Genomic DNA, 23,866 nt, shown 5'->3' with positions numbered 1-23,866 from the left:
ATTATATATTTGCACCGTAAAAAAATATCTCTGTTGCAGCAGAGATATTGATGAGGAAGGTTGCTTTAAATTAAATAAAAATTTAAAATGAAGCAAAATGATAAAGACCCTGCAAATGTACGAACTTCCGTACAATTTTGCAAACGAAAAATAGCAAAAAAGGAAACTTTTTTGGCTGATTGCTCTGAATTGGTTATAAGCCAATTCTTTACTGCTTTTCACAAGGCTAAGGGTTTATTCAAGAAAGCAATGAGTAAGTACCCGCCCGATTCGAGAAGCAGAGGTTTTGAAGCAAGTACTTTTCAGACTTGCATTATTGGAGAACTCCAAAAAGCCTTTCCGAGTGATTGGAAATTTTGGAAATACAAGCGGTTTGCTTTAAGTATGAAAGGGTATTCTTTTCTTATCAAGAAATTGGACAAGAAAGAAATGCCAATGAATATCCGGACTCAGGCAAACAAATCTATCTTAAACCAAGTGCAAACACTTATTTTTGACCCCACTGCGTACGAAAATCCTATTATTTTCTTTGGGTGGCAAAAGAGTAAGTTTGGCGAGCTAATGGCTCCACACTTTGTTTATATAGACGAGGAAAAAATACAGTGGCGTTTTTACGAAGAAGAACTTACCTCTGTTACTATTCCTACTATTTCAGTACCTAATTCTAACGATAGATTGCTACCAAAGGTAAAAGAGCAATCTAAGAAGAAAAGGGTAAATTAGTAATTCAATAGCGCAACCTTCCTTATCATTTTACACCTTTACACCTCATCAAAAACCTAACGAAAATGAAAGTTAATCACTCCCAGCTTACCCTTGCCAGAGAGTATAGGGGGCTCACACAAACGGAATTGTCAAAAGCAGTGCAAGGGCTTTCACAATCTAACTTATCCAAGTTTGAAAAAGGACTTGGAGGACTTTCTGATGAACTTTTAGGAAAAATATTTGATACTCTCAATTTTCCTAAAGAGTTCTTTGCCAAAAAGATAAATATTGACTTAGAGATAGCGAATTATCGCAAAAAATCGTCTATATCAAAAACACTTTTACAGGACTTTGAGACTTCGTGCAAGTTTATAGGCTGTCTAATAGATGAAATGGCGGACTCTGTGGAATATCCCGATTTTTCTTTGGTAACATTAGACTTAGAAGAGGGATATACCCCTGAAAAAGCAGCTATATTTACAAGGAAAAACTTTAGAATAGCACCCGATGAGCCTATACACGATATTTTCAAAGTGATAGAGAACAAGGGAATTATTATATATGAACTCAATACCGATGAAAAGTTTGATGGAATCTCGTTTTTTACTCCTAAAGGGTTTGCGGTTATAGTTATAAATAAACGTTTTACTAATGATAGGAAACGATTTACATTAGCTCACGAGTTAGGTCACTTGGTTATGCACTGCTCCCCTGATTTTCCTATACCTATTGGCAGAAACAAGGAGCAAGAAGCTAATGATTTTGCTTCGGAATTTCTAATGCCAAAAAGTGCTATAATAAAGTCTTTGGGAAACCTCAAGGTGTCCGCTCTTAGTGCTTTGAAAAACTATTGGCTGACCTCAAAGGCTGCTATTGTCAGACGAGCATACTCATTAGGAGCAATAAATAAAGATAGATACCAATTTCTTAATGTTGAGTTGAGCAGGAGTGGAGAGAAGAAAAAAGAAAAAGACAGTGTTTCCATTGATTATCCTCAAGTATTTAGCACATCTGTAGGGTTGCACCTAAAGGAGCTTGGTTATACTGAGAATGAGCTTGCGGGAGCATTCTCGCTTCCTCTTGATATTATACAAAAGTATCTTTTGCAACAACCTTTTGCGGTTATAAAACCTAAACTTAAAGTAGTTACAGAATAAAGAAAGCCCCTTGATTGGGGCTTTTTCTATATCTCTATTTTCAGCTGTTTAAGCATTTCCCTATCTTTTTTGGCTTTATTGACCTGATAGATAGCTGTAGTGTTTTTATTAGTATGGGAAGCCAAAAGCATAGCGGTATCACTATCCAAGTTATCAAGCATATAATGTTTGAGGGAATAAAAATCAGCTTCAATACCGAGTTTGTCTTTTACATTTCGTTTCCAAAATCGAGTAACAATTTCCTTGTTTCCCATTTTTTTACTGGGTACAAAGTTCAAGGCGAAGAGATAATCGTCAGGGCTTTGACACTCCTCACATACTTCACGCCAATATTCCAATGCAGGGGAAAGTATCACCTTAATACATCGTTTATACTGTCCGCCTTTTTCAAGAAGTATAACGAACTCCTGCTTATCCAAATCTACATCTTTGCGTTGCAGTCTGAAAAGCTCGGTATTACGTGCTCCTGAGTAGAGGAAGATCATCATATATCTATAGAAGTCAGGGTATGTATCCTTTAGATGCTCCTTAACTTTTTCCAATTCATTTTTCTCAAGCACAAGGCGAGGTTCTTTGAAAGTCTTTTTAGGGTATATATCCCTTGTAATATTACTCTCGCAGCACTCATATTCTATCAATACTCGATATAGACTTGAGAAGTAAATGACAAACTTGTTATAATACTTATCGGGGAGTTGTAGGTAATCAAGCATGATCTTAAGGTCTACACGGCGCAAATTTTTTACCTTGATATACTGCATACTAAGGGCTTCACTGGCTTTTTCAAGTCTATTAATAGCGCATTGTATATCGTACAGATGTCTTTTATTATTTGCATTTCTCTTCATTTCCAATGCGCGCTTGAATGCTTCAATAAAAAGCAGGTCAGGATACAGCCCCCTCATCTCTTAGGTTCATGTATTTCTTAGTAATAGGATTGTATCCATTATTGAATTGTTGAGGGATATTTTTAAGAAGAAAAGATATTAAAGCCTTTCGTTCCTCTATTGTTTGCGGCTTATTAGCCTTTTTGCGATAGGGGAAACCTTTAGGATATTTCTTTTCATAGCGAGGGTCAAAGAATATGCATTGTATATACCAATCTTTGTCCAAATCTTTTTTAGTAGCTTTTTGCCAGTTGGCAGGAGGATACCCAAAGTTCGGTATAGCTACACCCTTGAATAGTATTTGTTATCATTTTGTTTGTAATTTTTACCTTGTCGTTTATCTTGCCGATTTAGTAGAATTACAAACGAGATTTTTACCTTAAAAACAAAGGTAATATGTTGAGTGGAAGTGTATTACCTTATAGTGACCGCAAGAGGATTCGAACCCCTAACCCTCAGAGCCGAAATCTGATATTCTATCCAGTTGAACTATGCGGCCTTTTTAGTGAAATATTTATATTTTATGATAGTACACGCTTCACTACAGTAGCGATGAGCTTGCCATCGGCCTTGCCGGCGAGTTCCTTGTTCGCCTCACCCATGACCTTGCCCATGTCTTTCATGGACGAAGCTCCCAAGCGAGCTACAATGGCACGTATGGCGGTCTCCACAGCTTCTTCGGAGAGCTGCTCAGGAAGAAACTTAGCGATGATTTCCGCTTGTGCCAGCTCTGGAGTAGCCAAGTCCTCTCTGCCTTGTTTTTGGTAGAGCTCAGCACTCTCCTTGCGCTGCTTTACCAAGCGTTGTAAGAGTTTTATTTCCTCTTCTGCTGAGAGAGTATCTCCTGCAGAAGCCTCTGTTTTGGCTAAAAGGATAGCTGATTTTACAGCACGTAAGGATTCCAAAGCAATAGTATCCTTTGCCTTCATCGCCTCCTTAAGGGCTTCCATTATCTTTGATTCTAAACTCATAACTTTCAATTTAGGTAATAATGCAAGAATAATTAAACAAAACAAATAAGTAGCTATTCTTTAGATATAGCTTTTAATTTAGTGGTTGCTGTTTTGAGCTTCTGAAATACTGAATTTCTATAAAATCTTCCCCATTTTTGTTTCTAACTTCAAAAAATATCAGAAATCTTCCTTTGAGAATGGGTCTTACATAGAGATTAAGTTTTTCATTGTATCTACCTAAGTACAAAGGATTGTTGGAAAGCTCATAGGTCAGTTTTTCAATCTCAAATAATATTTTTTCAGAATAGGAGGGAGTTTCATTATGGGTGTCCCAAAATTCAAGATTTTCTTTCAAATTTTCCAGAGCTTTGTCTGTCCAAACTATTTCCATTTTCTTTCCCTTAGTTCTCTAATTTGATTGAAAACATCTTCATTCTTTGTTACCATACCCAACTTTCCTTGCTCCTTTGATATAGCTATATTTTCAATATCTTCGGGGGTAAGGATGCTGAAATAATCTTCCTCTTCCTCAAAATTAATATCAGTTGCTATTCCTTTTAAGAATCTCTCTATGTAAGGAATATCAGCCTCTTGAACTATTGCTTGTAATCTGATGGCACTCATAATTTTTATTTTTGGCAAAGGTAATAATTATTAATGATTAATGATGCAAATCAATAGTTAAAAAGCAAATGAGTAGCTATTCTTCACGCTTCAAAGTGCAAAGGTACATCTTTTTTTAAGACTATGGAAATTTTAGCTATAAAAAATTTTACTTTTTCCTCTCCTTTCCAAAAGGACTTGCCAGTGCCAGAATAGAGGCTGATCACTTGTCATATTCGACTACTTCCATATGGGAGATATTCCCCTCGGTAATCTCAAAGCGCAGCATAGTACGGCTCTTTTGGGCGCCATATTTGCCAATAGCTCCAGGGTTCAGGTGTAGCAGCTCGTATTTCTTGTCATAGATGACCTTTAGGATATGCGAATGGCCTGCGATAAATATCTTTGGTTTTTCCTGCACGAGCCATTGAGGAATGCCCTTGGCATAGTGGGTGGGGTAGCCCCCTATATGAGTCATGGCCACCCGTACCCCCTCACATTCGAAAAGCTGTCGCTCAGGAAAAAGAGCGCGTATCTCGGTTCCATCTATATTGCCATAGACACCCCTGAGGGGTTTTACCGCCTGTAGCTGCTCGGCTACCGCAAGAGATCCAAAATCTCCGGCATGCCATACCTCATCTGCCCATAGGGCATGCTGGAGGATGGCCTGATCCATATAGCTATGAGTATCGGACAAGAGTAGTATCTTCATGGGGTTATATTTCTATCTTCTCCAGTGTCATAGAGCGAGAGCCTTTGACAAGGAAAAGGGTGTCGGAAAAAGGATGTGCCGCTAAGTAGCTATTGGCCTCTGCTGGGGAGGCAAACTTAAGGAAGTCGGTCTGTGTCCGCCCGAAATTCTCTCCTATGAGTAGTACGGCCGTCCATGGGTAGGTGGCTATATCGGTAACTAACTGTTGGTGCTCTCTCTCACTATAAGCCCCCAATTCCTTCATATCCCCCAGAATGAGCACTTTATGTGCAGAGGGGAGGGCTTGGAAAGCCTCTATAGCAGCGTGCATGCTGCTGGGGTTGGCGTTGTAGGCATCCATCAGTACCCTATTGCCCCGAGTCTTTTCGACAAACTGGGAGCGGTTGTTGGTGGGTATATACCCCTCCACGCCTCGGCGAATCGCCTCAGCACTGAGCTTGAAGTAGCGCCCTATACACATAGCCGCGGCTATATTGGTGGCATTGTAATTGCCTATCAGAGCGCTGGAGAACTCCTGCCCTGCCCACTCAAGGGTGACGGTGGGGATACTCTTTAGGAGGCTTAGCTGGAGGTTGGCACCCTCTCTGCCCTCGAGTGAAAACGAATAGGTGGGCTCGTAGCCCTCCAGTAGTTCTCGCTGCAAAGAGTTGTCCTCGGAAAAGAAAATACACTTATTGTCTTTCTTCAGGTATTGGTATAGCTCACTTTTGGCACGAATCACCCCCTCGAAGGAACCGAATCCCTCCAAGTGAGCACGACCGAAGTTGGTGATATAACCAAAATCTGGATCGGCTATCTGGCAGAGTCGGGCTATTTCCCCAGGGTGATTGGCGCCCATCTCCACGATGGCAATGTCTGTTTCGAATGTTAGGCGCAGTAGGGTAAGGGGTACACCTAAGTGGTTGTTCAGGTTCCCTTCTGTCTTGAGAGCGTTAAAAGATTGGTTGAGCACACTGTAGATGAGCTCTTTGGTAGTAGTTTTTCCATTGCTTCCTGTCAGGGCAATGATGGGAGTGCCCAATTTTTGGCGGTGATAGGTCGCCAACTCTTGGAGCGCCCATAGGGTATCCTTCACCACGATAGCCTTAGGCTCTGAGTTCCATTGGGGATCGCTGGTAACAACCCACTTAGCGCCTTTCTCGAGGGCTAAGGGAACAAAGGTATTGCCGTCAAAGTTTTCCCCCTGAAGGCAGAAAAAAAGAGTGTCCTTCAGTTCCTTGCGGGTATCGGTAGTGACGCCCTTACTTTCTTGAAATTTTTCGTATAACAACATTTTTTCTATAAATCAAGGTGAGATCTATGTTTTATTTGCCCTTTATCCTCCTACGAACACCAATTCGTTCTCATGAGAAAGTTCCTCTGAGAAGTGATAGCCTCCTTTTTGGAAGCCCTTGAGCTGCTCGAGAGTAGTCACTCGCTCTTGGGCTATATAGCGTACCATCAGCCCACGGGCGCGCTTGGTGTATAGGACAATAGTTTTGAGTGTATCGCCCTTCCAGTTCTTAAAGACAATATCTACCACAGGCACAGGTAGTTTCTTGCGGTTGATCACCTTGGTGTACTGGTCGCTGGCGAGGTTCACCACAGGTTCGTCCTTTTCAAGTTCGTTCTTGAGGGCTTGGGTGAGCTTCTCTTCCCAGAACTCGTACAGGGTAGCCTTTCCTGCTACTGAGAGCTTGGTGCCCATCTCGAGGCGGTATGGCGCAATCAGGTCTAAGGGTCTTACGATCCCATAGAGTCCAGAGAGAATGCGCAATCGATCTTGTAGCCACAGTACCTCTTCGCTCGAGAGAGTATCAGCATCCAATCCGTCATATACATCGCCCCTATAGGCAAAGAGAGCCTCTTTGGCGTTCTTTTCATTCAGGGGTAGGGAGATCTCTTGGTGGTGTTGCCAGCTCTGCTCGGCTATACGAGGGGAAATGTCCATCAGGGGAGCCAGCTCTCGTGGCGATAGGGCTCTTAGGGGTGCCAGAACCTGCGCTATCTCCTTCTGGAAAAGCGCTTGTGTGGGAACGCCTACCATGGGGTAAGAGGTGGAAGAGGCAGCCATTCGTTTGGCAGGGGATAGTAGAATCTTCATTAGGAAAAAAGAGTGATAAGGTCTTGGATAATACTTTGTCCCTTGTCTTGGTTGTACCACTTCTGGAGGTCTTCCTTGAACTCAGGGGAGAGCTTGCCATGCTCTTTTTTGTAGGCTTCTACCATGGCGGTAGCGGTTTTGGGGCGAGGTCCCCATACATGTAATACTTTTCCGGTAGCCTTGTCCGAGATGATAAGGATAGGAATAGCCTTGCCTCCATTGGTAAGGTATTGGTTCATCAGCTCGGGATTCTCATCGCGGAGCACTATCGAAAGGTGAATATGCGGATTTGCCTCGGCTACCTTGGCAATTACGGGTAGGATCTGTGCTGCATCCGCACACCAACATTCGGAGATAACCACCCAAGACTGCTCTCCTATAAGGTTGGCAAAAAAAGCGGTCTGCTCAGCCGTGAGCTCCAAGGTGTTGTCCAAGCGCTTGATACGCTGACGGTTAAGCTTAGTGAGGGATACCATGAACTCGGATTGATCTTCTCCTGAGGTTTTTCCTTCTTTTAATAGATTGTCCATCAGCTCTTTATAGCTTTCATAGGTGTAGATTTCTGCCATAATATATTTTTTTATCGTTATCAGCGCACAAAGGTACAAAAAAAAGTGGACAGTGAGCAGTGAGCAGTGAACAGAGAACAGAGAGCAGTGAATAAAACTCCATAGAAGTGAGCTTGTAGCTTGAGTCTCTTCTATTGGGAGCGTTTTGCTCGTACTTTATAGCTCTGAAACACTATTTTATAGACTAAAAATTGGGTTATGTAAAAGTATTTTTATATATTTTGAATAGGATTCAATTATTTTTTGTATAATATTTTAGGTGTAAATGCTTTTCAACGACTATTTATCGGAAAAACAGCAATTTATATAATATATTTTTTTCTTTTTCTTCTTTTTTTTAAAAAAAATCATGCGAAAAATTGTTTTTATCATTTTTAATTTGTACCTTTGCAAAAAATGAGAGTTTAAATGCTCGTTCAGAGCAAATATAAAATTAATTTTTTTAAATTTTTAAGTTATGTCAAAAATAGCAAACACATTATTAGGCTTAGCAGCTGGAACAGCTGTAGGAGTAGGTTTGGGCATTCTTTTTGCCCCAGACAAAGGAAAAAACACACGTAAAAAAATTAAAGATTCTATAACTGATAAAGTGGATGAATTGAAAGAACAAGTAGAAAGTCTTACTAAAAATTTGCGTAAGAAAACATCCGATCTAAAAGAATCTTTAGAAGAAAAGGTAGATAATCTTTTAGCCGAATCGAAGGATAAATCGGAAGATATCATTAGTCTATTAGAGAAAAAAATAGCTTCTATGAAAAAAGAGGCTAAAAAATAATTGAGTAAACATTAATACAAACATTTTTAAATTTTATCAGACATGAAAAAGTTATTCACTTTAGTTACTTTGATTTGTATATCACTAGTAGCATTTTCGTCTATTTCTTGTAGCAAGAATGATGACCCAGCAGACAATGATCTTTTTGTAGGAACCTACAAAGGTAAAATTTCTTTCTTAAAAGGAGAAGAGAAAAAATCTTTTGACAATGGTTCAGTAACAGTTGTAAAAACAGGGAATGATTATTATTTCCGTTTTTCAGATGGTATTGAAGACCTAAAAGGTGTTAGTTTCAAAAAAGAAGGAGATAACAGGTTGGTGAACATCGATTTCGAAGATGGTGTAAAATACATTAAAATTGATGCCTCTTCATTGACCATGCTCTATACTACAGATGGAAAGACCTGGACAGCTAATGCAAAAAGATAGTTCTAAAAGAAACATCTAAGAAAAATCCCCGAAATAATTTTCGGGGATTTTCTTTTGTAAAATGGATTTTTGTAACTAAGTTCCAATGACTGCATTTTTCCATTTTTAAATACTAGCTCTTTCTTTGTTTTATTACTTCTTTTTAGATATCAGATTTATCAAGAATAATATAACAATAGCTCCGATAGCTCCTGTCAAGATGGCACCAATCCATCCTTCTCCAAGAGAGATATGAAGCACACTTCCTAAAAGCCAATACCCAACGCCACTTCCAAGAATACCCACAATGATATTCCCAATAAGGCCTAATCCACTACCTTTGTAGATAGTTCCACCTAACCATCCAGCGATGGCACCAATAATAAGTGTTGCAATAATACCCATAAATTTTAATATTAAATTGTTGAGTGCAAAGATAAGAATTATTTTTCAAATAATCAATTAATCATTGTTCATTAATCATTAATTATGTTGTACCTTTGCCACCCTAAAAACAAATTTACGACAACTAATTTCTAACTATTATTAACGCACTTTGATTTATAATTAACTTTTATTAGGAATAAAATATAAATTTTATAGATTTACTTGGATTTTTTTTCAAAAAAAATTATCTTTGCGCCAGAGTAGCCCTTGTCTACAGTTTATAGCCCCTAACTCCTAAAAGATGAAGAGATTAGCTCATACCTTCCTCCAAGCCTTCAAAAATGGCTTGCTAAGCCTTTGTGTCCCAAAGGTCGCCCTACTATGCCCTAATCACACTTCACTCAAAGCATTTTTTACTCTCCCCCTGAGAAGGAATGTTTCACTGCTTACTACTCTCTGCTTATTGCTCTCTGTTCATGTGTCCCTCTCTCAGTCACTTCCGCAGTGGGAACATAGGGCGTTGCAGTACACACGCTATAATATCAATAAGGACTTCTTCAGTATGAACCAGCCCCTACAGGTAGGCTCAGAGGGAGAGCTGCTCTTCTCTTCAGAAGAAAATGAGCTATATGCCTTGCACAATACAGAGGTAGAACTGCTCTTCAAAGGAGAAAATATAGGTGTATTCCATAAAAAATACAAGCTCTTGGACAACTATTTCTATGGTTTTTCCAAGGCTATCTATACGGGAATTTCTTATAAAAACCTTGAACAACAAGAAATAGGCTTTCCTGATGGGGAGTATAGCCACTTTGTTCTTATCGATAAAATAATCTATTTCACCATCTACTCCGCCACAGAGAGTCTCTACAAGCTCATGAGCTATGATGGCAAGTTCTTTCAGGAGGTGGAGCGAAACCCAGATCCTATCTTCGCTATATCGGTCAATAGTGTCCCTTATCGCTGTATCCTCTCGGAGGCGACAACCTCACTAAGATCCCTTACGAGCAAAGAACCAGAAACGACCTTCCCAGAACCTTTTTTGCCTATATATATGCGCTCCTTGAGCGATTTCTACTTTATCCGATCGGATAAAGAAGGGCTTTTCCAGTATAATCATACGGTCATAACTCAAGTACTCCCTGCCAATAAGAGCGAGAATAAGAATGGTGGGCGCTATTATCTCTACAATGATAGCAATGGACTGACACTCTATGATTTGGAGAAACAGCTCTCGCCAGTGGTCATCACTACCGCTATGAAATCGGCCGCCTACAAGGCCTATTCTGAGGATTCACATAGTCTCTATATCGCTGGGGGGAACCAGTTCTATCGTATTTTTACCTACCTGAAGAGCTATCCAAGGCTCTATAATCATACCAATACCGACGGGCTGCTCGCCATTGCGCTCACCCCTTCGGGGAAGCTCTGGGCAGGAAGTTATAACGGTGGTTTTTCCGTGATAGATTCGCTCAAGATAGAGGAGAGCCCTTTGCGCAACTTACAGTGTGCCAATGGCGCCTTGGCTATTGGGGAAAAAGTCTTATTCAATACCCAACAAAAGGGAATGTATCTCTTTCGTTCTCCTACGGCTTACCAAAAGGTCAGTGATACTATTGTTTCTACTTGCAACTTCCTGACCTCGGGTCGTGTGCTCTATACAGCGGTACAGGGCAATGGCTTGGCTTACAAGGCACTGGAACATCTGGAGATACGCACTCCTTGGCGACGTGTCACCGGCAAGGAGGGGCTTGCTCTGAATCACTGTCAGGGCATTGCGGAGGATTTCCAGGGGAATATTTGGGTGATCTCCATGCAGGGTATCGCTCGCTATATCCCCAAAAAAGATAAGGCACAAACACTCTTTTTTGATAAAAAACAAACGCCTATTCGAGGCTATGCGATTCTGAAGGATTCTTTTGGTACGCTTTGGTTCGGTACCGAAAAGGGAGAGCTCTATCGGTGGGTGCCCAAGGGGACTAAACAGCTGGATCCGACTAATTTCCAAATAGTCAATCATCCACTGCTGACAGGGAATATCCGCCCCATTGTCTTTCTTCATCAGTGGCGGGATTTCCTCATCGTGGGGGTCTCCAACCGTATCCTTGTGCTCTCGCTCTCGGATTTCTACAAGGGGAAGATTAGGGTGCGCTACCTGAATCCCTATGCCATGAACTTGCAATCACCTATAGAACATACCTGTGTGGCCAGCCGAGATTCTGATGATCATATCTGGTTTGCTTCCTCCAATATGCTCTTTCAGTGGAATATCGCCCAGTGGCTCTCCCTACCTGATTATCCCGTGGAGCCTACCCTGACGATCAATACAGGGAAAAATACTTATGACTCCCGTGCCGATGCCCCTATTATTTTAGGGGCTAACGAGAGTTCTTTTGATATACAATTGCATTACCAAAGCAAGGATAACCTCCCCCGCTATGTGAATGCTTCTCTGCGCAAGGAGAATAGTGATGATGTCATCGACCAAGGGGCTATCTCTATCGATACCGAATACCGATACCAGAATCTCTCCACTGGAAACTATGTCTTTTCCCTGGTAGTATGCCAGACAGATGGGAGTTTCACACGCTATGAATACCCTATTATTATTAAAAAATATTTTTGGCAAGATACCTTCTTTTGGATTTTGATTATCTTGATTCCTATTCTTACAGGAGGTTATTTGCTTCATAACATGAGGCGTATGGATAGGCAGGACAAGGAGATAGCCTTGCTCACTATAGGGAATTTGGGCAAGCAGTTCCGTCCTCATTTTATGCTCAATGCTCTCAATAGCCTTGGGGCGGAGCTCTATGACAACCCACATGCTGAGCGAATCCTCTCGCATATAGGGGAGAATATTTCGATTATGCACCGCTATTCGCAGGATAAGACCCCTTTTATCCCCTTCGAACAGGAGTGGAAACTCACCGAGAATACCATCGCCATTCAGAAGGAGATCTTCCTTCCAGACCTTGAGGTACAGGTAGAGAATTTTGGGGCGATCCCTCCCGATTATCGCCTTCCGATGGGGATTGTTCAGGTGATTGTGGAGAACTCACTTCTCCATGGCTTGCGACATCGTACCGAACCGCCTTACCAGCTGCGTATCGCCTTCTGGGAGCGCCCCAATATGTATGGGATCAGTATCTCGGACAATGGGATTGGCGTGGCGGCTTCCAAGAAAATGGCGGGCGTGCAGCGCCATGGAACAGGACTGAAGAATATAGAACGTATCCTCAAGATTCTTGACAAGCATTTCGATGATGCTATTACGATCACCATGACCGAAAGGGACAAAGATGACCTAAAGTATCCTGGAACTACGACTATTATACACCTCAAAAAATCTATCAATTATGAAAAAATCAGTCTTTAAGTACATTATTATAGAGGATGATAAAAACATCTGGAAAAATATTACCGCTCGTATGGAGCGTTATCTTCAGTGGCACCCTGTATCGCCTACGGACAATCTGGAAGAGGCTATACAACTGATCCAAACACACCGTCCGGAACTTATCTTTACCGATTGGAGTATCCGAGGGGGCAACTCCTACCCCATTCTCTCTCATATCCACCGCAATATGGTAGGATATACCCCTTATATTATCTTCTTTACAGGCTACCAAGGGGAGAATCCGGAAATTCCTCAGGTGGTCTTCAATGAGTTTCCGTTGGTAAAAAAGTATTTGGTTAAACCTATTTTTCTACAACTGACAGAAAACCTCTCTCAGTATGTCTCCGAGGCGGAGGCGCTCGCCGAGGGAGAAAAGGAAACACCTGTCTTTATAGAGAATTATCTCAAACAGAGTGTCAGGGTATTCCCCAAGCAAATCCTTTGTTTTTTGCAGGACGAACAGAATCCTCGCCTGAAGGTGCTCCATACGCTCTCCGGACAAGCAATTCATCTCAAACTTACTTGGGAAGAGATCCATCGCTTCTGTGCTGAATATCAGCTACCTATCTTCTTGGCCAATGCGCGTAAGGCGATTGTCAATCGAGACTATATTATCCGTACCAATAAACCTTTTTTATGGCTTGAAGGAGGCTTGCGTGTACAAGTGTCTCGAGAGCAATGGGCAGCCTTGGAGGCTGAAAATAAGGATGGGAAATCTTAAAATAAACATTTTTTTTACCGTTCGTGCACGAATACATACAGTTCATGACAAATTTTACCCTTACCTATTGACATCTATAAAAAAACTATTACCTTTGCAGTAGAAAAAAGAAAGATAGTTATAGACACTATTGCTACAGTGTTAATTTCTTTATAAGAAAATTTGCTATTTTTCTCGCTAAAGTTGATTAGATTTTTTTGCGTTTTTTATTTTAGACAGTAAGGGATAAAGCACCTGAAATTATAAAAAACTAAATCACCAAAATATTACGGGTGCTTGGTTCTTTGCTGTATTAAAAAAAGATAGACTAAGAAAAAAAGTTTTCATCTCTTTATATAGTAATTAGATTTTTTGTGTTTTTATTTTAGATTAGAGTAAAGGAGATAAGTCTCCCTCACCCAAAAGGAGGCTTGTCTTTCTCGGCTCTAATGTCACAAATTTCTTCAAAAAGAATATCGGATATTGCTTGGCAATTCCTTTTATATAACCAATTATAAGTAGTAGAATGAAAAGGTAGGTATATGTATTGCCTTTTGTCACCTTACAAAGAATAGTGTGTTGTCCGCCTAGCAAAGGCTTTCGTGAAACAAGCAACTAACAAGAAAGAGATAAAGATTCTAACTAAACTAAACAATTATTATTTATATCACTCTGATTCTTTATAAGGAAGGATAAAAGGCAATTTTCCTACTATTTTTCAAAAACTGATTCCTAAAATAAGTGCATTTTTTCATACAGAAAGAAGAAAAAAGACCTGCCCACCAGCAAGTCTTTTTTCTTTTTACCCCTTAGGGAGGAAATTTTTTACTGCTTACTGCTTTCCTGTGCTTCCATACCCTCCTGTGCCTCTTTCTGTTTGGGAGAGTTTCTCCGTAGGGACAAAGGTTGCGGCAGTATATGGGGCAAAGACCATCTGGGCAATGCGTTCTCCATTGGCAATTTCGAAATTCTCTTGGGAGAGGTTGATCAGCAGTACAGAGATTTCTCCACGGTAGTCTGCATCGATAGTGCCAGGGCTGTTGAGTACCGTAATTCCATGCTTGAGAGCTAAGCCACTACGAGGTCTTACCTGTGCCTCGTACCCGTCGGGCAGTTCTATAAAGAGTCCTGTGGGGATAAGTCTGCGCTCCATAGGGTGGAGTACCACGGACTCCTTTAGGCAAGCACGTAAGTCCACACCTGCAGATTGGGCGGTTTGGTAGGCAGGGAGGTCATGCCCAGAATGATTGATGATTTTTACTTCCATGATTTTTAGGGTTATAGAAATTAAGGGTTATAGGGTTTTAGGATTATATAGGGTTCTATAGATGGTCGCACCTAAGTTCATGAGCCTGGTTACATTCTTCATTTTTCACTTTTCACTCTCTTTACGCTTTTGTAGGCTAAGAAAGCATACCCTATTACGGCGGTACTTCCTACAAAAAGATTGCGCTCTCCTATGTAGAAATAGGCTAAGGAGAGTCCTGCTGAGAGTAGGAGAAAGCCTCCTATACGCTGCCAAGGGTAGGGGATAGGGTATTTTCTTTGCCCTATCCATAGGGATAAGAGCATCATCCCACCATAAGCTAAGAAAGTAGCTACTGCAGCTCCCATATAGCCCCATAGCGGGATTAGGCTAAGGTTGGCCACGATGGTAATCCCCCCTCCGATAAGGGAGATAATCGCTCCCCAATGGGTACGGTCGGTGACTTTGTACCATACCGATAGGCTATGATAGAGTCCTAAGCACAGATTGGCCATAAGGACAAAGGGAACAATCTTCAGTCCTTCCCAATAGGCACGGTTAGGGATGAGCAACCACTTGAAGAGGTCTATATATACGCAGACAAAGAGGAGTATTCCACCGGCAAAGATACTAAAGTATTCGGTTACCTTGGCATAGGTCTGCGGAGCATTCTTATCAGCAGCATTGGAGAAGAAGAAGGGTTCCACTCCTAGCTTATACGCAGTGATGAAAAGGGTCATAAATACGCCCATCTTGTAACAACCTGCATAGAGCCCCACCACGGCATCGGCTTGGGAGGCAGGGTAGAGCATACGTATAAAGACACGGTCAAAAGCCTCATTGATAGAAAAGGCTATTCCTGCTATCAGTACAGGGAAAGCATATTGGAAAAGTCGCTTCCATAGAGCTACATCCCACAAGAATCCGATACGCTTATATAGGGGTAACATGTAGATAAAGGTTAGTAGGCTGGCAATGAGATTTGCCAAGAAAATGTATTGAGTTTTGTCACTGACAAGCTCCATCAAGGGGAGTCGGTAGCCTTTGCTCTCCAGAAAAGGAAAATAGAGGAGGAAAAGAAGGTTCAGCCCTAAGTTCACCGTTACATTGCCGATTTTGATAAAAGCATAATGTAGTGATTGTCCTGAATACCGGTACCAAGCAAAGGGAATCGCTACCAAGGTATCCAAAGCGAGTATCCATATAGCATAACGGATATAGATAGCAGGGTAGCTTAACCATACAGCTATAGACTGAGATAGGAGTAAGCCTACCCCTAAAAAGACAAGGGTGGTAACGACTAAGGACGTCAGGCAGGTAGCTGCGACACGCTTGGGGTCTTCCTCACGGTTCATAAAGCGGAAGAAGGCAGTTTCCATACCATAGGTTAGCAGTACATTGCCCAATATCATATAGGCAAAAAGTCCCTGATAGAGCCCATATTGCGCCTGCGAAAGCGTACGAGCACTGGTGTGCAAGGGGGTCAGTACCAAGTTCAGCAAACGAGGCATTACCGTAGCCAAGCCATAAATGGCGGTATGTTTGAATAATTGTCGGATACTCATTCTTTTAGTCGTTAGTGGTCAGTGATCAGTAGTCAGTAGTCAGTGATCAGTGATCAGTTACTCACTCTTCACCACATACTCAGCTGTGGGTTCTCGCTGGCTACATTCTTCACTTTTCATTTTTCTAACAAAACACTCTTCATTTTTCACTCTTCACTACCAAAGCCGAGTTGGTGCCTCCAAATCCAAATGAATTGGAGAGAAAGGCCTTGATAGGGCGCTCTTGGGTATGGGTGATGATATTGAGTTTTTGGGAATCCTCGTCCAAGCGTTCTATATTGATATTAGGGGCGATAAAGTCGTGTTGCATCATCAGTATGGAGTAGATAATCTCACTAGCGCCCGCCATCCAGCACTCATGTCCGGTCATGGACTTAGTGGAGCTTACAGGAGTTTGGCTGCCAAATATCTGATGAATGGCTTTAGCCTCATTGGCATCCCCTATGGGGGTGGAGGTGGCATGTGCATTGATATAGTCTATCTGGGAGGCTTGCATGGAGGCATTGGCCAGTGCGCGTGCCATCGCTTGAGCAGGGCCTTCCACATTGGGGGTGGATATGTGTCCGCCATTGGAGGAGAAGCCATAACCTACCACTTCGGCAAGGATGGGTGCTCCACGGCGCTGCGCGCTCTCGTAGGTTTCCAGTACCAGTGTTGCCGCTCCCCCACTGGGCACCAAGCCATCGCGAGAAGCATCGAAGGGGCGAGAGGCCTGCTCAGGGGTATCCTCGCGCATGGAGAATACACCTAAGCCATCGAAGCTACCCATGCTGTATTTGTTTGTCTCTTGAGCTCCACCGCAGAGTATCATCTCCTGCATGCCGCTTTGTAAGAGTAGGTAACCCAAGCCCACGGCATGGGAGCCACTGGCGCAGGCGGCACTGATGGTCATATTGACCCCTCGGAGGGCAAAGAGTGTGGAGAGATTCATCGTTACGGTCGAATTCATCGTACGGAATACCGCGCCTGAACCTACTAGGGTTGTATCTTGTTTCTCACGGATGCGGTCGTTGGTCAGAATCACCGATTCGGCGACACTGTCGTTGCCATAGAGGATTCCCACTTCGTGTGTTTTGAGGTAGTCGGCATCTATCCGAGCGGTAGCCATTGCCTCAAGAGTAGCCATATAGGCGTATTCGCTTTCTTCCCCCATGGAGATACGCTCCCTACGCCCCAAGAGCTCCTTGAGCTGTGGAGCAGGCACAGCCCCTGTAAGGGCGGAGCGATAGCCATATTTCTTACGTTCGGCATCATAGATGATGCCTGAACGCCCCTCGTACAAGGACGCTTGTACCTCCTGCAAGGAGGTGCCTATACAGGAATAGATACCCATTCCGGTGATCACTACTCGATTCTTCATTCTCAGGTGTTAGGTTTTAGGTGTTAGGGGATTAGCGGCAAAGGTACGAAAAAAGATGGACATTATCATTATATCAGTGTCTGTTATCACATCTTGGGTAGATATTCTCATAGGCATCGTCCAAGAAGATAATCGGATTACAACCAAAGCTCTCATACACCAATCCGTAGATAGCTAAGGGTTTACCCTTGAGAAATCGTCCGATAAAGGGGGACATCTGACCGTTGTCTAAGGGAGCAAAAGAGGTGGATTCGCCTTCTTCAAAGAAAGCCCGCTTGAGTATCTTCTTACTTTTGGCATCTACCGCCACAAAATAGCGCTTGCTACCATAGTAGGTGTCCTCACTCTTACTACTATCAAAATCAAAATCTTGTACATAACAAATCACCTCAGCCGATACATACTTGTAGGTATTACCTACTAAGTAATTGTCATCCAAGAGCTTATAAGAAGCTGGAAACTCCTTAGGACTGACTTTTTTCCATTGCATCTGTCTTATTCCTGATTCCAACGAAAAAGGGCTTTCCTTTCCTATATAGACAAAGGAATTGAAAAATACATCCGACAAGGGGGACACAATAGAATCCTTGGCGCGCTTTAGTTCAAAGCCTACCTCATAATCCCAAGCGCTGATATTCTCTATATCGGCATATACATTCACCGCCGCTACTGAGCGAGTATCCGCTAGAGGGTATTTTCTAAGTTGATTTTCCTGATAACTGTAGAGAAAAATAGTATCCTTAGGCGTCAGTTTCATTCGCTCGAAAATATTCTGGCGGTACTTGCCCTCCAAGGGAAAGTAGCTCAATGCCTCTCGGCTCATCTTCTTCTGCTCCTTGATATATTGGGGAGGAATATCTAAGGAATCGTTGTTATATATAGTGGAGAGGGAGAAGTATATACTCTTGAAGTCAAAGCTCCGATTAGGCTCATACAAGTCAATATCATCCGTATAGATGGGCTTGGGGATAGAGTCATACGCCACTACAGGCGATGGGTTTTCACTAAGGAAGGTGATCTTTCCCTCCTCAGTAGGAGTAGGGGCAGGAGTACTATCCTCAGGGGTATTTTCTTTAGACTGCTTGCATGCACAGAGGAGTAAACACAGAAAAAAGAGAGAAGAGCGAAAAGTTAAATTTTGTTCTTTGTTTTTCATTGGATAAACTGTTCTATCTGTTCTTTTACTTTTTTCCAGAGTTTGTCAAGAGCATACTGGCTAGCCCAAGCTACGTGAGGTGTGAGCAGTACTCTGGGGTGCTGAGCCAGTTGCATGAGCGGGTCATCCTTTCGTGGGGGTTCTTGTTCGAATACATCGGTGGCAAAGCCTAAGATCTTGTCTTGTTGTAGGGCATCGTATACTGCTTGTGGATCTACTACAGCACCACGAGCCACATTGATAAGTAAGGGTTTTTGCTGCATCTTCGCTAAGGTGCGCTCACAGATCAGGTGGTGGGTTTCGGGGGTGAGGGGGCAGTTCAGGGAGAGGATATCGCTCTGGGCAAGTACCTCGTCGAAGAGGGTATAGTCGCTATTACGAGGGGCTTTTCCTTCGCGTTCTGCCCAAAGTACGCGCATGCCAAAGGCTTTGGCGCGCTCGGTGATAGCCTTGCCTATATTTCCCACTCCTATGATGCCCAGGGTGCGGGTATGCAAGTCCAAGAGGGTAGGCTCGGTAAGGCAGAAACGCCCATCGGCTTGCCATACTCCTGTCTCCACAGCGGTATGGTAGGGCTTGAGCCCTCGGAGCGAAGCGAGCATGAGCATAAAGAAATGTTCGGCGACACTCTCAGTGGAGTAGCCTACAACATTCCTGACTGTTACGCCCAATTCCTTGGCGGCCTCAGTATCTATATTGTCCATTCCCGTGGCAGTGAGTTGTATGAACTTGAGCTGGGGGAGCTGCTCGAGGTGCTCTCTTCGGATCTTCACCTTGTTAGTAATGGCGATATCCGCTCCTGCTAAGTGGGTGAGCAGCTGTTCTGGGGAGGTACTCTCATACACTAACCACTGGGTAACTCCCTGAGGTACGGAGAGTTCCATATGGGAGGATAGGGTGTTTCTGTCTAAAAATACGGCTTTCATACAATCTTTTTTTGGGGGCAAAGTCCAAAAGAGCGAACTCTCAGAGAATTTTTCGCCCCTATGTTATTTAGGGCATAATTAAAGGCAAAGGTACAAAATTCCTTTTTTTCTACCAAAAAGAAAAGAATCATTTTTTCGCTCAGGAAGATAATATTTTTAACATAAATTATTTTGAATATTTCTAAAAAAGGACTACCTTTGTAGCCAAATAGTGAAGATTGATTTTCTTTAAGAAAAAGGAAACTCTACTAACAGCTACAGAACTACAAAAAGGAGTATATACTTTTCTAATTAGGGTTCTTCCCTAATTCTATATCTATGGGAAGAATGTACTTTTCAGTAAGGACATACAAAGAGAGAAAATACCTATATACTTAGAATAATCAATAATATCTATTAGTTATGAAAAAGTTTTTTATATTATTTCTTTTAGTGATTTCCTTTTGTAATTGTAGTTACAAAAAGGATTCAGATCCATGTGACATGGGGCCTTATAAACTATATATCAGGGTCAAGGAGAATTCTCCAGAATATTCCTCTTTTTTCAAACAAGGGGAGATAGATGACAATGCTATTTTCCTAAAGATAAGGGACAAAAGAGAGCAGCATATATCTTCCATAAAAAAAGGGTTGTCTTGGATAGAAGGTTATAATGCAAACGACATTATGTTGGATGGTGGTACTCTTCCAAGGGATTTTTTTAAAGATAATAGCGGTGAAACCCTTCTGTTGAAAAATAGGACAAAAACCTATACAATACTAATAAAAGGCGCTTCTCAAGAAAACGAATGTGGAGAGGTGTATGAAGTACAAGAACTTATGGTGAATGATGGCAAAGCTACTTTTGTACTTGGCAGTAGGTATTTTATAATTGATTTGTAAAAAAGTCTTTCTTAAAAATGCATCCTTAATAACAAATAGGCTATCCGTTTCGGATAGCCTATTTTCTCTACTTTAGTTGTCTTTTAGCTGTATTAGTTCAAGACAATATGATATTGAACAATAAAGGCTCCCTTGCGCATGGCCACTTCTTTCTGTTGGTTATAGATAGGGCGGTTTTGGTAGCAGAAGCTGAGCTTGTTGCTATGACCTTTGAAGAAGATATTGGCACCGAGGTCATAGGCTACCATAGCGTCGTTAAGCCCATGGAATTTGGAGTATTGTACACTGATATTGGGCTGTATACGGGCATCGAATTTTTCACTTTTGCCAAAAAGGTAGCCTGCTAAGAGGGTATAGGTGCTACCTGATCCCATCATAGGATAGGCGGCTCCTGCACCATTGAGGTATTCGTTGGAAGAGACTTTCATGATCGAGGGGCTTCCGTTGTTATTGCCTATGTATCGGATATGGTCACGGCCGAAATCAGTATAATAGTAGCCTGCATTGATGGTAATAGCATCGTTGCATTCGGAAAGAGGGGTATCGAGGAAGAGTTCGGCGGAGAAATTCTTATAATCGTAGTACTTAACTACACTATTTTGGAGTTCACTCATCATATCCTTTTGGTATACACCCCCTAGGGCGAGGTTTAGTACCTTTTTCTTTCCTACATAAGTACCTGCTGTATAAGGAGTTTTGTTGCTTTCCAATTCCCAAAAATCATACTTTAGGTGGGCAGAATATTGTTTATGAGGAGCATTTTTGGCATAATCCACTACCCCTTCCTTAGGTTCAGTAGTTACGGTGTATGGGCTTTTGATGGTAAAGACATAGCTGAGTTGTTGTATCTGTCCCTTAGCGAAAGCACCGAGGCTACGGACGGCATCATCGTTTTTGTTCACGGTGAAGAGCGGGAAGCTAGGAGCATCCAATCCCATCATACTACCACTGGCTTTCATAGCGTTGCGGCTACCATTCCATCCGAATTTTCCCAATCCAAGAGTTAGCTCAGGGAGCAGCTGATAGTCCGCATAGAGGTCAAGGATACCTATACGATCCTCATTCTTGCTGGTGAAGTTGTAGTTGTTCCCCCCGAAGAGCCCATATACATAGAGCTTAGGGGTGAGTTGTCCTTGTACATTGATACGTAAGCGGCGTACCGAGAAGTCAGTGACACGGCTCACCTCAGTACCATTGATCTGTGTGTGAGGGTTTGCTTCGTAGTATCTTGCCCAGAAGGTGGCCGAGAGACTGGCCTTGATATAGGTGGAGCCTTCCTCGTTGAGGTTCTTACGCAGATATTCCTGTCCCCACATCAGGGTAGGGCAAAAGAGACTAAGGAGTAGTAGCTTTTTTATCATAGCATTTTATTTTAAGAGTTGTTTTTCCTCACAAAGGTATAACTTTTTTTCTAAGATAAGAAAATTTTTTTGAGTTTTTATTCCTATTTTTTTCTGTAGAGGATATAAATCATTGACACTATTCATTGACAAAGAACTCCTTGAGTTTTCCTTCTTTTTCGTAGTTATACAATGCTTTGATCACCCAAGAGGGAGGATACTTGCCATGAGTGAGTACAAAGATGTTCTTGATGGCCTTGCTCACTGGGTATAGCAAGGTCATCATCTGTAGGGTGCTTTCGAAGACTTCGCCGGTGGAGGTTTCTCTCAAGGGGACTTTCAAGAGGTCTAAGAGGAGATATACAGCGGCGACAACTCCAAGCATCTGAGCGTTTTTGATCAAGAGTGCTCTCCAAGAGAAAGAGTGGTTACGTATATGGTAGAGTGCCCCAATGACGAGATTGACCGAGAGGGCTACCACTAAGGCGATGATAAAAGCCTGATGGGTCTGTTGCCATGCATAAAAATAGTTAGTGAGCACCACTATGGGGGCGCAAGTCGAAAGGGTATGCCATAGATAGTACAGCCTATCCCGTAGGGCTATCTGCTTATCATAGGCATACAAAAGTACTAAAGGAGTAAGAAAAATAGCGATACGTTTCATTTTTAATGATTAATGTTCAATGATTAATGTTCAATGATTAATGTTCAATGGTTAATGTTCAATGATTAATTATTCATTGATCATTAATCATTAATTAAGGGTTGTATCATTGCTTTTACTTGTAAGGAGGCGGCGGCCTCTCTCAGTGGGATGTGGAGCAGGGCGAGGTATTCCTTGAGGATACTCAGGCGGCGTGCCAGATAGGCATCAAAGATTTCGCGCTTGTCCTGAACCTTGAGCGAGGCGTCCAAGAAAAGGAGCTTAAGGGCAGCACCTGAAGGGGTACCCATGGAGTGGAGGTTTTGGAAAGAGATGTCTGGGGTCTGGGTGAGGGTGTAGATCATTCTTAGCAGGGTATCCATCTCGAGCTTGACAGACTCGGGAGCGCTGTTCCACGAGATGTACTGCATAGAAGCATCCTTGTCGCCTTCTATGATGGAACCTGCTTCGCCCTTTTTGCTCCATCCCTGAATGTGTCCGGTGACGAAAATCTTGGGCGAGGCATGGTAGTCGTTGGTTTCGGCGAAGTTGGACAAGAGGTGTTCCAATCGTTCGATAAGAGGATCCACTATCTGTGTCTCGCGCTGAGGCTGGTGGGCATATACCACGGGGATTTTCCCGATAGGATTGGCCACGGGGTATCCCTCTTCGAGAGTCCAGTCGCCTAAGGTATTCTTCCACAGATAGTGAAAATCGGCAGTGTAGGTCTCGAAGTAAGCGGCCTTGCCATGTAGGGAAGAAGAGGGATCGTCGGCCGTATAGGCGCGGGAGAAGGCGACCATATCTCCCACGGCATCGAAGAAGGGGTATAGACTATCGCCAAAGGCAGGGGAGAGGAGCGAACAGCGGAGCTTGAAAGCACAGGGGATACCATAGGCGAGAGAGGGGGTAGCCAGTGGTAGGGCATGCCATAGCTCTGCACATTCTCCATAGGAAAACACGGCACGTGCCAAGCGGCGGTTCAGACTGTTCTCCTTGGCTTGGGCGAGTATATTCTCCAGTATAGCAAAAGCCTGCTCGTGCTCCTGGGTATCCTTGGTGTACTCATAACGTACTGGCTTGCCAAAGAGGAAAGCCACTGAGCGCTTGATGATGAGTTGTTGCAAAGGCAGGGCAATACGGGCAACAGGCTCCGTATAGAGCCCCTCGGAGGTAGAGACACGCTTATCACGACGCAAGAGGGGATTATTCACAGGGTGTTGTCGTGGATCAAGAGCCTGACGTGCCGCAGCGGGATCTGGTGCTGTGGTGTCTCTCCCTGATTGAAGAAACTGTATCGCCTGCAAAGGAGGAAGAGAAGAAAATTGAGAATCAAACATGATAAATAATAATTTGGCTAACACTGCTTATGTTGCAAAAGTACGATATCACACAGGGTGAAGTCAAGC

Annotated in this window: 25 protein-coding genes and 1 tRNA gene; 7 read left to right on the top strand and 19 right to left on the bottom strand. The window is 42.7% G+C overall.

The genetic code is table 11. The annotated features are described in order from the left end of the window. The first annotated feature begins 87 nt into the window (after positions 1–87). Complete coding sequence (locus tag CAPGI0001_RS05190; RefSeq protein WP_002667537.1) at positions 88–723, top strand: hypothetical protein; 636 nt, start codon at positions 88–90, stop codon at positions 721–723. A 65-nt stretch (positions 724–788) separates the two neighbouring features. Further along, the gene (locus tag CAPGI0001_RS05185) at positions 789–1,862 is read left to right on the top strand and encodes a helix-turn-helix domain-containing protein (RefSeq protein WP_002667563.1); all 1,074 of its coding nucleotides are present in this window, start codon (positions 789–791) and stop codon (positions 1,860–1,862) included. 26 nt (positions 1,863–1,888) lie between these two features. Here CAPGI0001_RS05185 and CAPGI0001_RS05180 read toward each other — a convergent pair whose 3' ends face one another. The 10 genes from CAPGI0001_RS05180 to CAPGI0001_RS05140 all read right to left on the bottom strand — a co-directional run bounded on the left by CAPGI0001_RS05180 (position 1,889) and on the right by CAPGI0001_RS05140 (position 7,669). Then, positions 1,889–2,710, bottom strand: a complete 822-nt coding sequence (locus tag CAPGI0001_RS05180; protein WP_248601302.1) for a tyrosine-type recombinase/integrase — start codon at positions 2,708–2,710, stop codon at positions 1,889–1,891. Positions 2,711–2,747: 37 nt separating this feature from the next. Beyond that, on the bottom strand, positions 2,748–2,975 hold the full coding sequence (locus CAPGI0001_RS13325) for a hypothetical protein (protein ID WP_002667256.1): 228 nt from the start codon (positions 2,973–2,975) through the stop codon (positions 2,748–2,750). A 199-nt stretch (positions 2,976–3,174) separates the two neighbouring features. Next, positions 3,175–3,248 (bottom strand) — tRNA-Arg (locus CAPGI0001_RS05175). A 22-nt stretch (positions 3,249–3,270) separates the two neighbouring features. Further along, complete coding sequence (locus CAPGI0001_RS05170; RefSeq protein ID WP_040359714.1) at positions 3,271–3,720, bottom strand: GatB/YqeY domain-containing protein; 450 nt, start codon at positions 3,718–3,720, stop codon at positions 3,271–3,273. Positions 3,721–3,793: 73 nt separating this feature from the next. Further along, positions 3,794–4,093, bottom strand: coding sequence for a type II toxin-antitoxin system RelE/ParE family toxin (locus CAPGI0001_RS05165; protein ID WP_002667570.1), 300 nt, complete (start codon positions 4,091–4,093; stop codon positions 3,794–3,796). Next, a complete protein-coding gene (locus CAPGI0001_RS05160) occupies positions 4,084–4,344 on the bottom strand; it encodes a hypothetical protein (RefSeq protein ID WP_248601301.1) in 261 nt (86 codons plus the stop codon). Before CAPGI0001_RS05160 ends, CAPGI0001_RS05165 begins: the two co-directional genes overlap by 10 nt. Before the next feature lie 184 nt (positions 4,345–4,528). Then, complete coding sequence (locus CAPGI0001_RS05155) at positions 4,529–5,017, bottom strand: metallophosphoesterase family protein (RefSeq protein ID WP_002667419.1); 489 nt, start codon at positions 5,015–5,017, stop codon at positions 4,529–4,531. A gap of 4 nt (positions 5,018–5,021) precedes the next feature. Beyond that, positions 5,022–6,290 carry a UDP-N-acetylmuramoyl-tripeptide--D-alanyl-D-alanine ligase gene (locus CAPGI0001_RS05150; RefSeq protein ID WP_040359711.1) on the bottom strand — a complete coding sequence of 423 codons (1,269 nt, stop codon included), beginning with the start codon at positions 6,288–6,290 and terminating at the stop codon, positions 5,022–5,024. A gap of 42 nt (positions 6,291–6,332) precedes the next feature. Then, positions 6,333–7,100, bottom strand: coding sequence for a peroxide stress protein YaaA (gene yaaA / locus CAPGI0001_RS05145; protein WP_002667541.1), 768 nt, complete (start codon positions 7,098–7,100; stop codon positions 6,333–6,335). Continuing rightward, on the bottom strand, positions 7,100–7,669 hold the full coding sequence (locus CAPGI0001_RS05140; RefSeq protein ID WP_002667308.1) for a thioredoxin family protein: 570 nt from the start codon (positions 7,667–7,669) through the stop codon (positions 7,100–7,102). Before CAPGI0001_RS05140 ends, yaaA begins: the two co-directional genes overlap by 1 nt. Before the next feature lie 457 nt (positions 7,670–8,126). Here CAPGI0001_RS05140 and CAPGI0001_RS05135 point away from each other — a divergent pair, with 457 nt between their 5' ends. Further along, positions 8,127–8,444: a YtxH domain-containing protein gene (locus CAPGI0001_RS05135; protein WP_002667550.1), complete on the top strand. Its 318-nt coding sequence runs from the start codon at positions 8,127–8,129 to the stop codon at positions 8,442–8,444. Positions 8,445–8,486: 42 nt separating this feature from the next. Further along, complete coding sequence (locus CAPGI0001_RS05130; RefSeq protein ID WP_002667273.1) at positions 8,487–8,873, top strand: hypothetical protein; 387 nt, start codon at positions 8,487–8,489, stop codon at positions 8,871–8,873. A 132-nt stretch (positions 8,874–9,005) separates the two neighbouring features. Here the strand turns inward: CAPGI0001_RS05130 and CAPGI0001_RS05125 are convergent, their stop codons facing one another. Further along, positions 9,006–9,257 carry a GlsB/YeaQ/YmgE family stress response membrane protein gene (locus CAPGI0001_RS05125; RefSeq protein ID WP_002667467.1) on the bottom strand — a complete coding sequence of 84 codons (252 nt, stop codon included), beginning with the start codon at positions 9,255–9,257 and terminating at the stop codon, positions 9,006–9,008. Between the two features lie 283 nt (positions 9,258–9,540). Here CAPGI0001_RS05125 and CAPGI0001_RS05120 point away from each other — a divergent pair, with 283 nt between their 5' ends. Further along, the gene (locus CAPGI0001_RS05120; protein ID WP_081451919.1) at positions 9,541–12,618 is read left to right on the top strand and encodes a histidine kinase; all 3,078 of its coding nucleotides are present in this window, start codon (positions 9,541–9,543) and stop codon (positions 12,616–12,618) included. Next, the gene (locus CAPGI0001_RS05115; RefSeq protein WP_002667344.1) at positions 12,599–13,360 is read left to right on the top strand and encodes a response regulator; all 762 of its coding nucleotides are present in this window, start codon (positions 12,599–12,601) and stop codon (positions 13,358–13,360) included. Before CAPGI0001_RS05120 ends, CAPGI0001_RS05115 begins: the two co-directional genes overlap by 20 nt. Positions 13,361–14,171: 811 nt before the next feature. Here CAPGI0001_RS05115 and dut read toward each other — a convergent pair. The 5 genes from dut to CAPGI0001_RS05090 all read right to left on the bottom strand — a co-directional run bounded on the left by dut (position 14,172) and on the right by CAPGI0001_RS05090 (position 19,592). After that, positions 14,172–14,606, bottom strand: coding sequence for a dUTP diphosphatase (dut, locus tag CAPGI0001_RS05110; protein ID WP_002667532.1), 435 nt, complete (start codon positions 14,604–14,606; stop codon positions 14,172–14,174). Positions 14,607–14,704: 98 nt separating this feature from the next. Continuing rightward, positions 14,705–16,150 carry a lipopolysaccharide biosynthesis protein gene (locus CAPGI0001_RS05105; RefSeq protein ID WP_002667443.1) on the bottom strand — a complete coding sequence of 482 codons (1,446 nt, stop codon included), beginning with the start codon at positions 16,148–16,150 and terminating at the stop codon, positions 14,705–14,707. A gap of 139 nt (positions 16,151–16,289) precedes the next feature. Next, complete coding sequence (locus CAPGI0001_RS05100) at positions 16,290–17,510, bottom strand: beta-ketoacyl-[acyl-carrier-protein] synthase family protein (RefSeq protein WP_002667638.1); 1,221 nt, start codon at positions 17,508–17,510, stop codon at positions 16,290–16,292. 73 nt (positions 17,511–17,583) lie between these two features. Continuing rightward, positions 17,584–18,666, bottom strand: a complete 1,083-nt coding sequence (locus CAPGI0001_RS05095; RefSeq protein ID WP_002667438.1) for a hypothetical protein — start codon at positions 18,664–18,666, stop codon at positions 17,584–17,586. Next, the gene (locus tag CAPGI0001_RS05090; protein ID WP_002667573.1) at positions 18,663–19,592 is read right to left on the bottom strand and encodes a D-2-hydroxyacid dehydrogenase; all 930 of its coding nucleotides are present in this window, start codon (positions 19,590–19,592) and stop codon (positions 18,663–18,665) included. Before CAPGI0001_RS05090 ends, CAPGI0001_RS05095 begins: the two co-directional genes overlap by 4 nt. Before the next feature lie 483 nt (positions 19,593–20,075). Here CAPGI0001_RS05090 and CAPGI0001_RS05085 point away from each other — a divergent pair, with 483 nt between their 5' ends. Beyond that, positions 20,076–20,474, top strand: a complete 399-nt coding sequence (locus tag CAPGI0001_RS05085) for a hypothetical protein (RefSeq protein WP_040359708.1) — start codon at positions 20,076–20,078, stop codon at positions 20,472–20,474. Positions 20,475–20,566: 92 nt separating this feature from the next. Here the strand turns inward: CAPGI0001_RS05085 and CAPGI0001_RS05080 are convergent, their stop codons facing one another. The 3 genes from CAPGI0001_RS05080 to CAPGI0001_RS05070 all read right to left on the bottom strand — a co-directional run bounded on the left by CAPGI0001_RS05080 (position 20,567) and on the right by CAPGI0001_RS05070 (position 23,797). Beyond that, entirely contained in the window at positions 20,567–21,835 is a 1,269-nt protein-coding gene (locus tag CAPGI0001_RS05080) for a hypothetical protein (RefSeq protein WP_002667394.1), read from the bottom strand. A 118-nt stretch (positions 21,836–21,953) separates the two neighbouring features. Beyond that, complete coding sequence (locus CAPGI0001_RS05075) at positions 21,954–22,478, bottom strand: hypothetical protein (protein WP_002667262.1); 525 nt, start codon at positions 22,476–22,478, stop codon at positions 21,954–21,956. A gap of 83 nt (positions 22,479–22,561) precedes the next feature. Next, positions 22,562–23,797 (bottom strand): phage portal protein, encoded by a 1,236-nt coding sequence (locus CAPGI0001_RS05070; RefSeq protein WP_002667368.1) that lies wholly within the window; start codon positions 23,795–23,797, stop codon positions 22,562–22,564. Positions 23,798–23,866 lie beyond the last annotated feature (69 nt).

Origin of the sequence: Capnocytophaga gingivalis ATCC 33624 (assembly GCF_000174755.1) — a bacterium.
GTDB classification, from domain to species: Bacteria; Bacteroidota; Bacteroidia; order Flavobacteriales; family Flavobacteriaceae; genus Capnocytophaga; species Capnocytophaga gingivalis.
The sequence above is the reverse complement of the archived record's forward strand: the minus strand, read 5'-3'. Positions and strand labels throughout refer to the sequence as shown.

Coding starts and splice junctions, on each gene's coding strand:
- CAPGI0001_RS05190 (WP_002667537.1), top strand. CDS start 88: ATGAAGCAAAATGATAAAGACCCTGCAAATGTACGAACTTCCGTACAA.
- CAPGI0001_RS05185 (WP_002667563.1), top strand. CDS start 789: ATGAAAGTTAATCACTCCCAGCTTACCCTTGCCAGAGAGTATAGGGGG.
- CAPGI0001_RS05180 (WP_248601302.1), bottom strand. CDS start 2,710: ATGAAGAGAAATGCAAATAATAAAAGACATCTGTACGATATACAATGC.
- CAPGI0001_RS05170 (WP_040359714.1), bottom strand. CDS start 3,720: ATGAGTTTAGAATCAAAGATAATGGAAGCCCTTAAGGAGGCGATGAAG.
- CAPGI0001_RS05165 (WP_002667570.1), bottom strand. CDS start 4,093: ATGGAAATAGTTTGGACAGACAAAGCTCTGGAAAATTTGAAAGAAAAT.
- CAPGI0001_RS05155 (WP_002667419.1), bottom strand. CDS start 5,017: ATGAAGATACTACTCTTGTCCGATACTCATAGCTATATGGATCAGGCC.
- CAPGI0001_RS05150 (WP_040359711.1), bottom strand. CDS start 6,290: ATGTTGTTATACGAAAAATTTCAAGAAAGTAAGGGCGTCACTACCGAT.
- yaaA (WP_002667541.1), bottom strand. CDS start 7,100: ATGAAGATTCTACTATCCCCTGCCAAACGAATGGCTGCCTCTTCCACC.
- CAPGI0001_RS05140 (WP_002667308.1), bottom strand. CDS start 7,669: ATGGCAGAAATCTACACCTATGAAAGCTATAAAGAGCTGATGGACAAT.
- CAPGI0001_RS05135 (WP_002667550.1), top strand. CDS start 8,127: ATGTCAAAAATAGCAAACACATTATTAGGCTTAGCAGCTGGAACAGCT.
- CAPGI0001_RS05130 (WP_002667273.1), top strand. CDS start 8,487: ATGAAAAAGTTATTCACTTTAGTTACTTTGATTTGTATATCACTAGTA.
- CAPGI0001_RS05125 (WP_002667467.1), bottom strand. CDS start 9,257: ATGGGTATTATTGCAACACTTATTATTGGTGCCATCGCTGGATGGTTA.
- CAPGI0001_RS05120 (WP_081451919.1), top strand. CDS start 9,541: ATGAAGAGATTAGCTCATACCTTCCTCCAAGCCTTCAAAAATGGCTTG.
- CAPGI0001_RS05115 (WP_002667344.1), top strand. CDS start 12,599: ATGAAAAAATCAGTCTTTAAGTACATTATTATAGAGGATGATAAAAAC.
- dut (WP_002667532.1), bottom strand. CDS start 14,606: ATGGAAGTAAAAATCATCAATCATTCTGGGCATGACCTCCCTGCCTAC.
- CAPGI0001_RS05105 (WP_002667443.1), bottom strand. CDS start 16,150: ATGAGTATCCGACAATTATTCAAACATACCGCCATTTATGGCTTGGCT.
- CAPGI0001_RS05100 (WP_002667638.1), bottom strand. CDS start 17,510: ATGAAGAATCGAGTAGTGATCACCGGAATGGGTATCTATTCCTGTATA.
- CAPGI0001_RS05095 (WP_002667438.1), bottom strand. CDS start 18,666: ATGAAAAACAAAGAACAAAATTTAACTTTTCGCTCTTCTCTCTTTTTT.
- CAPGI0001_RS05090 (WP_002667573.1), bottom strand. CDS start 19,592: ATGAAAGCCGTATTTTTAGACAGAAACACCCTATCCTCCCATATGGAA.
- CAPGI0001_RS05085 (WP_040359708.1), top strand. CDS start 20,076: ATGGGGCCTTATAAACTATATATCAGGGTCAAGGAGAATTCTCCAGAA.
- CAPGI0001_RS05080 (WP_002667394.1), bottom strand. CDS start 21,835: ATGATAAAAAAGCTACTACTCCTTAGTCTCTTTTGCCCTACCCTGATG.
- CAPGI0001_RS05075 (WP_002667262.1), bottom strand. CDS start 22,478: ATGAAACGTATCGCTATTTTTCTTACTCCTTTAGTACTTTTGTATGCC.
- CAPGI0001_RS05070 (WP_002667368.1), bottom strand. CDS start 23,797: ATGTTTGATTCTCAATTTTCTTCTCTTCCTCCTTTGCAGGCGATACAG.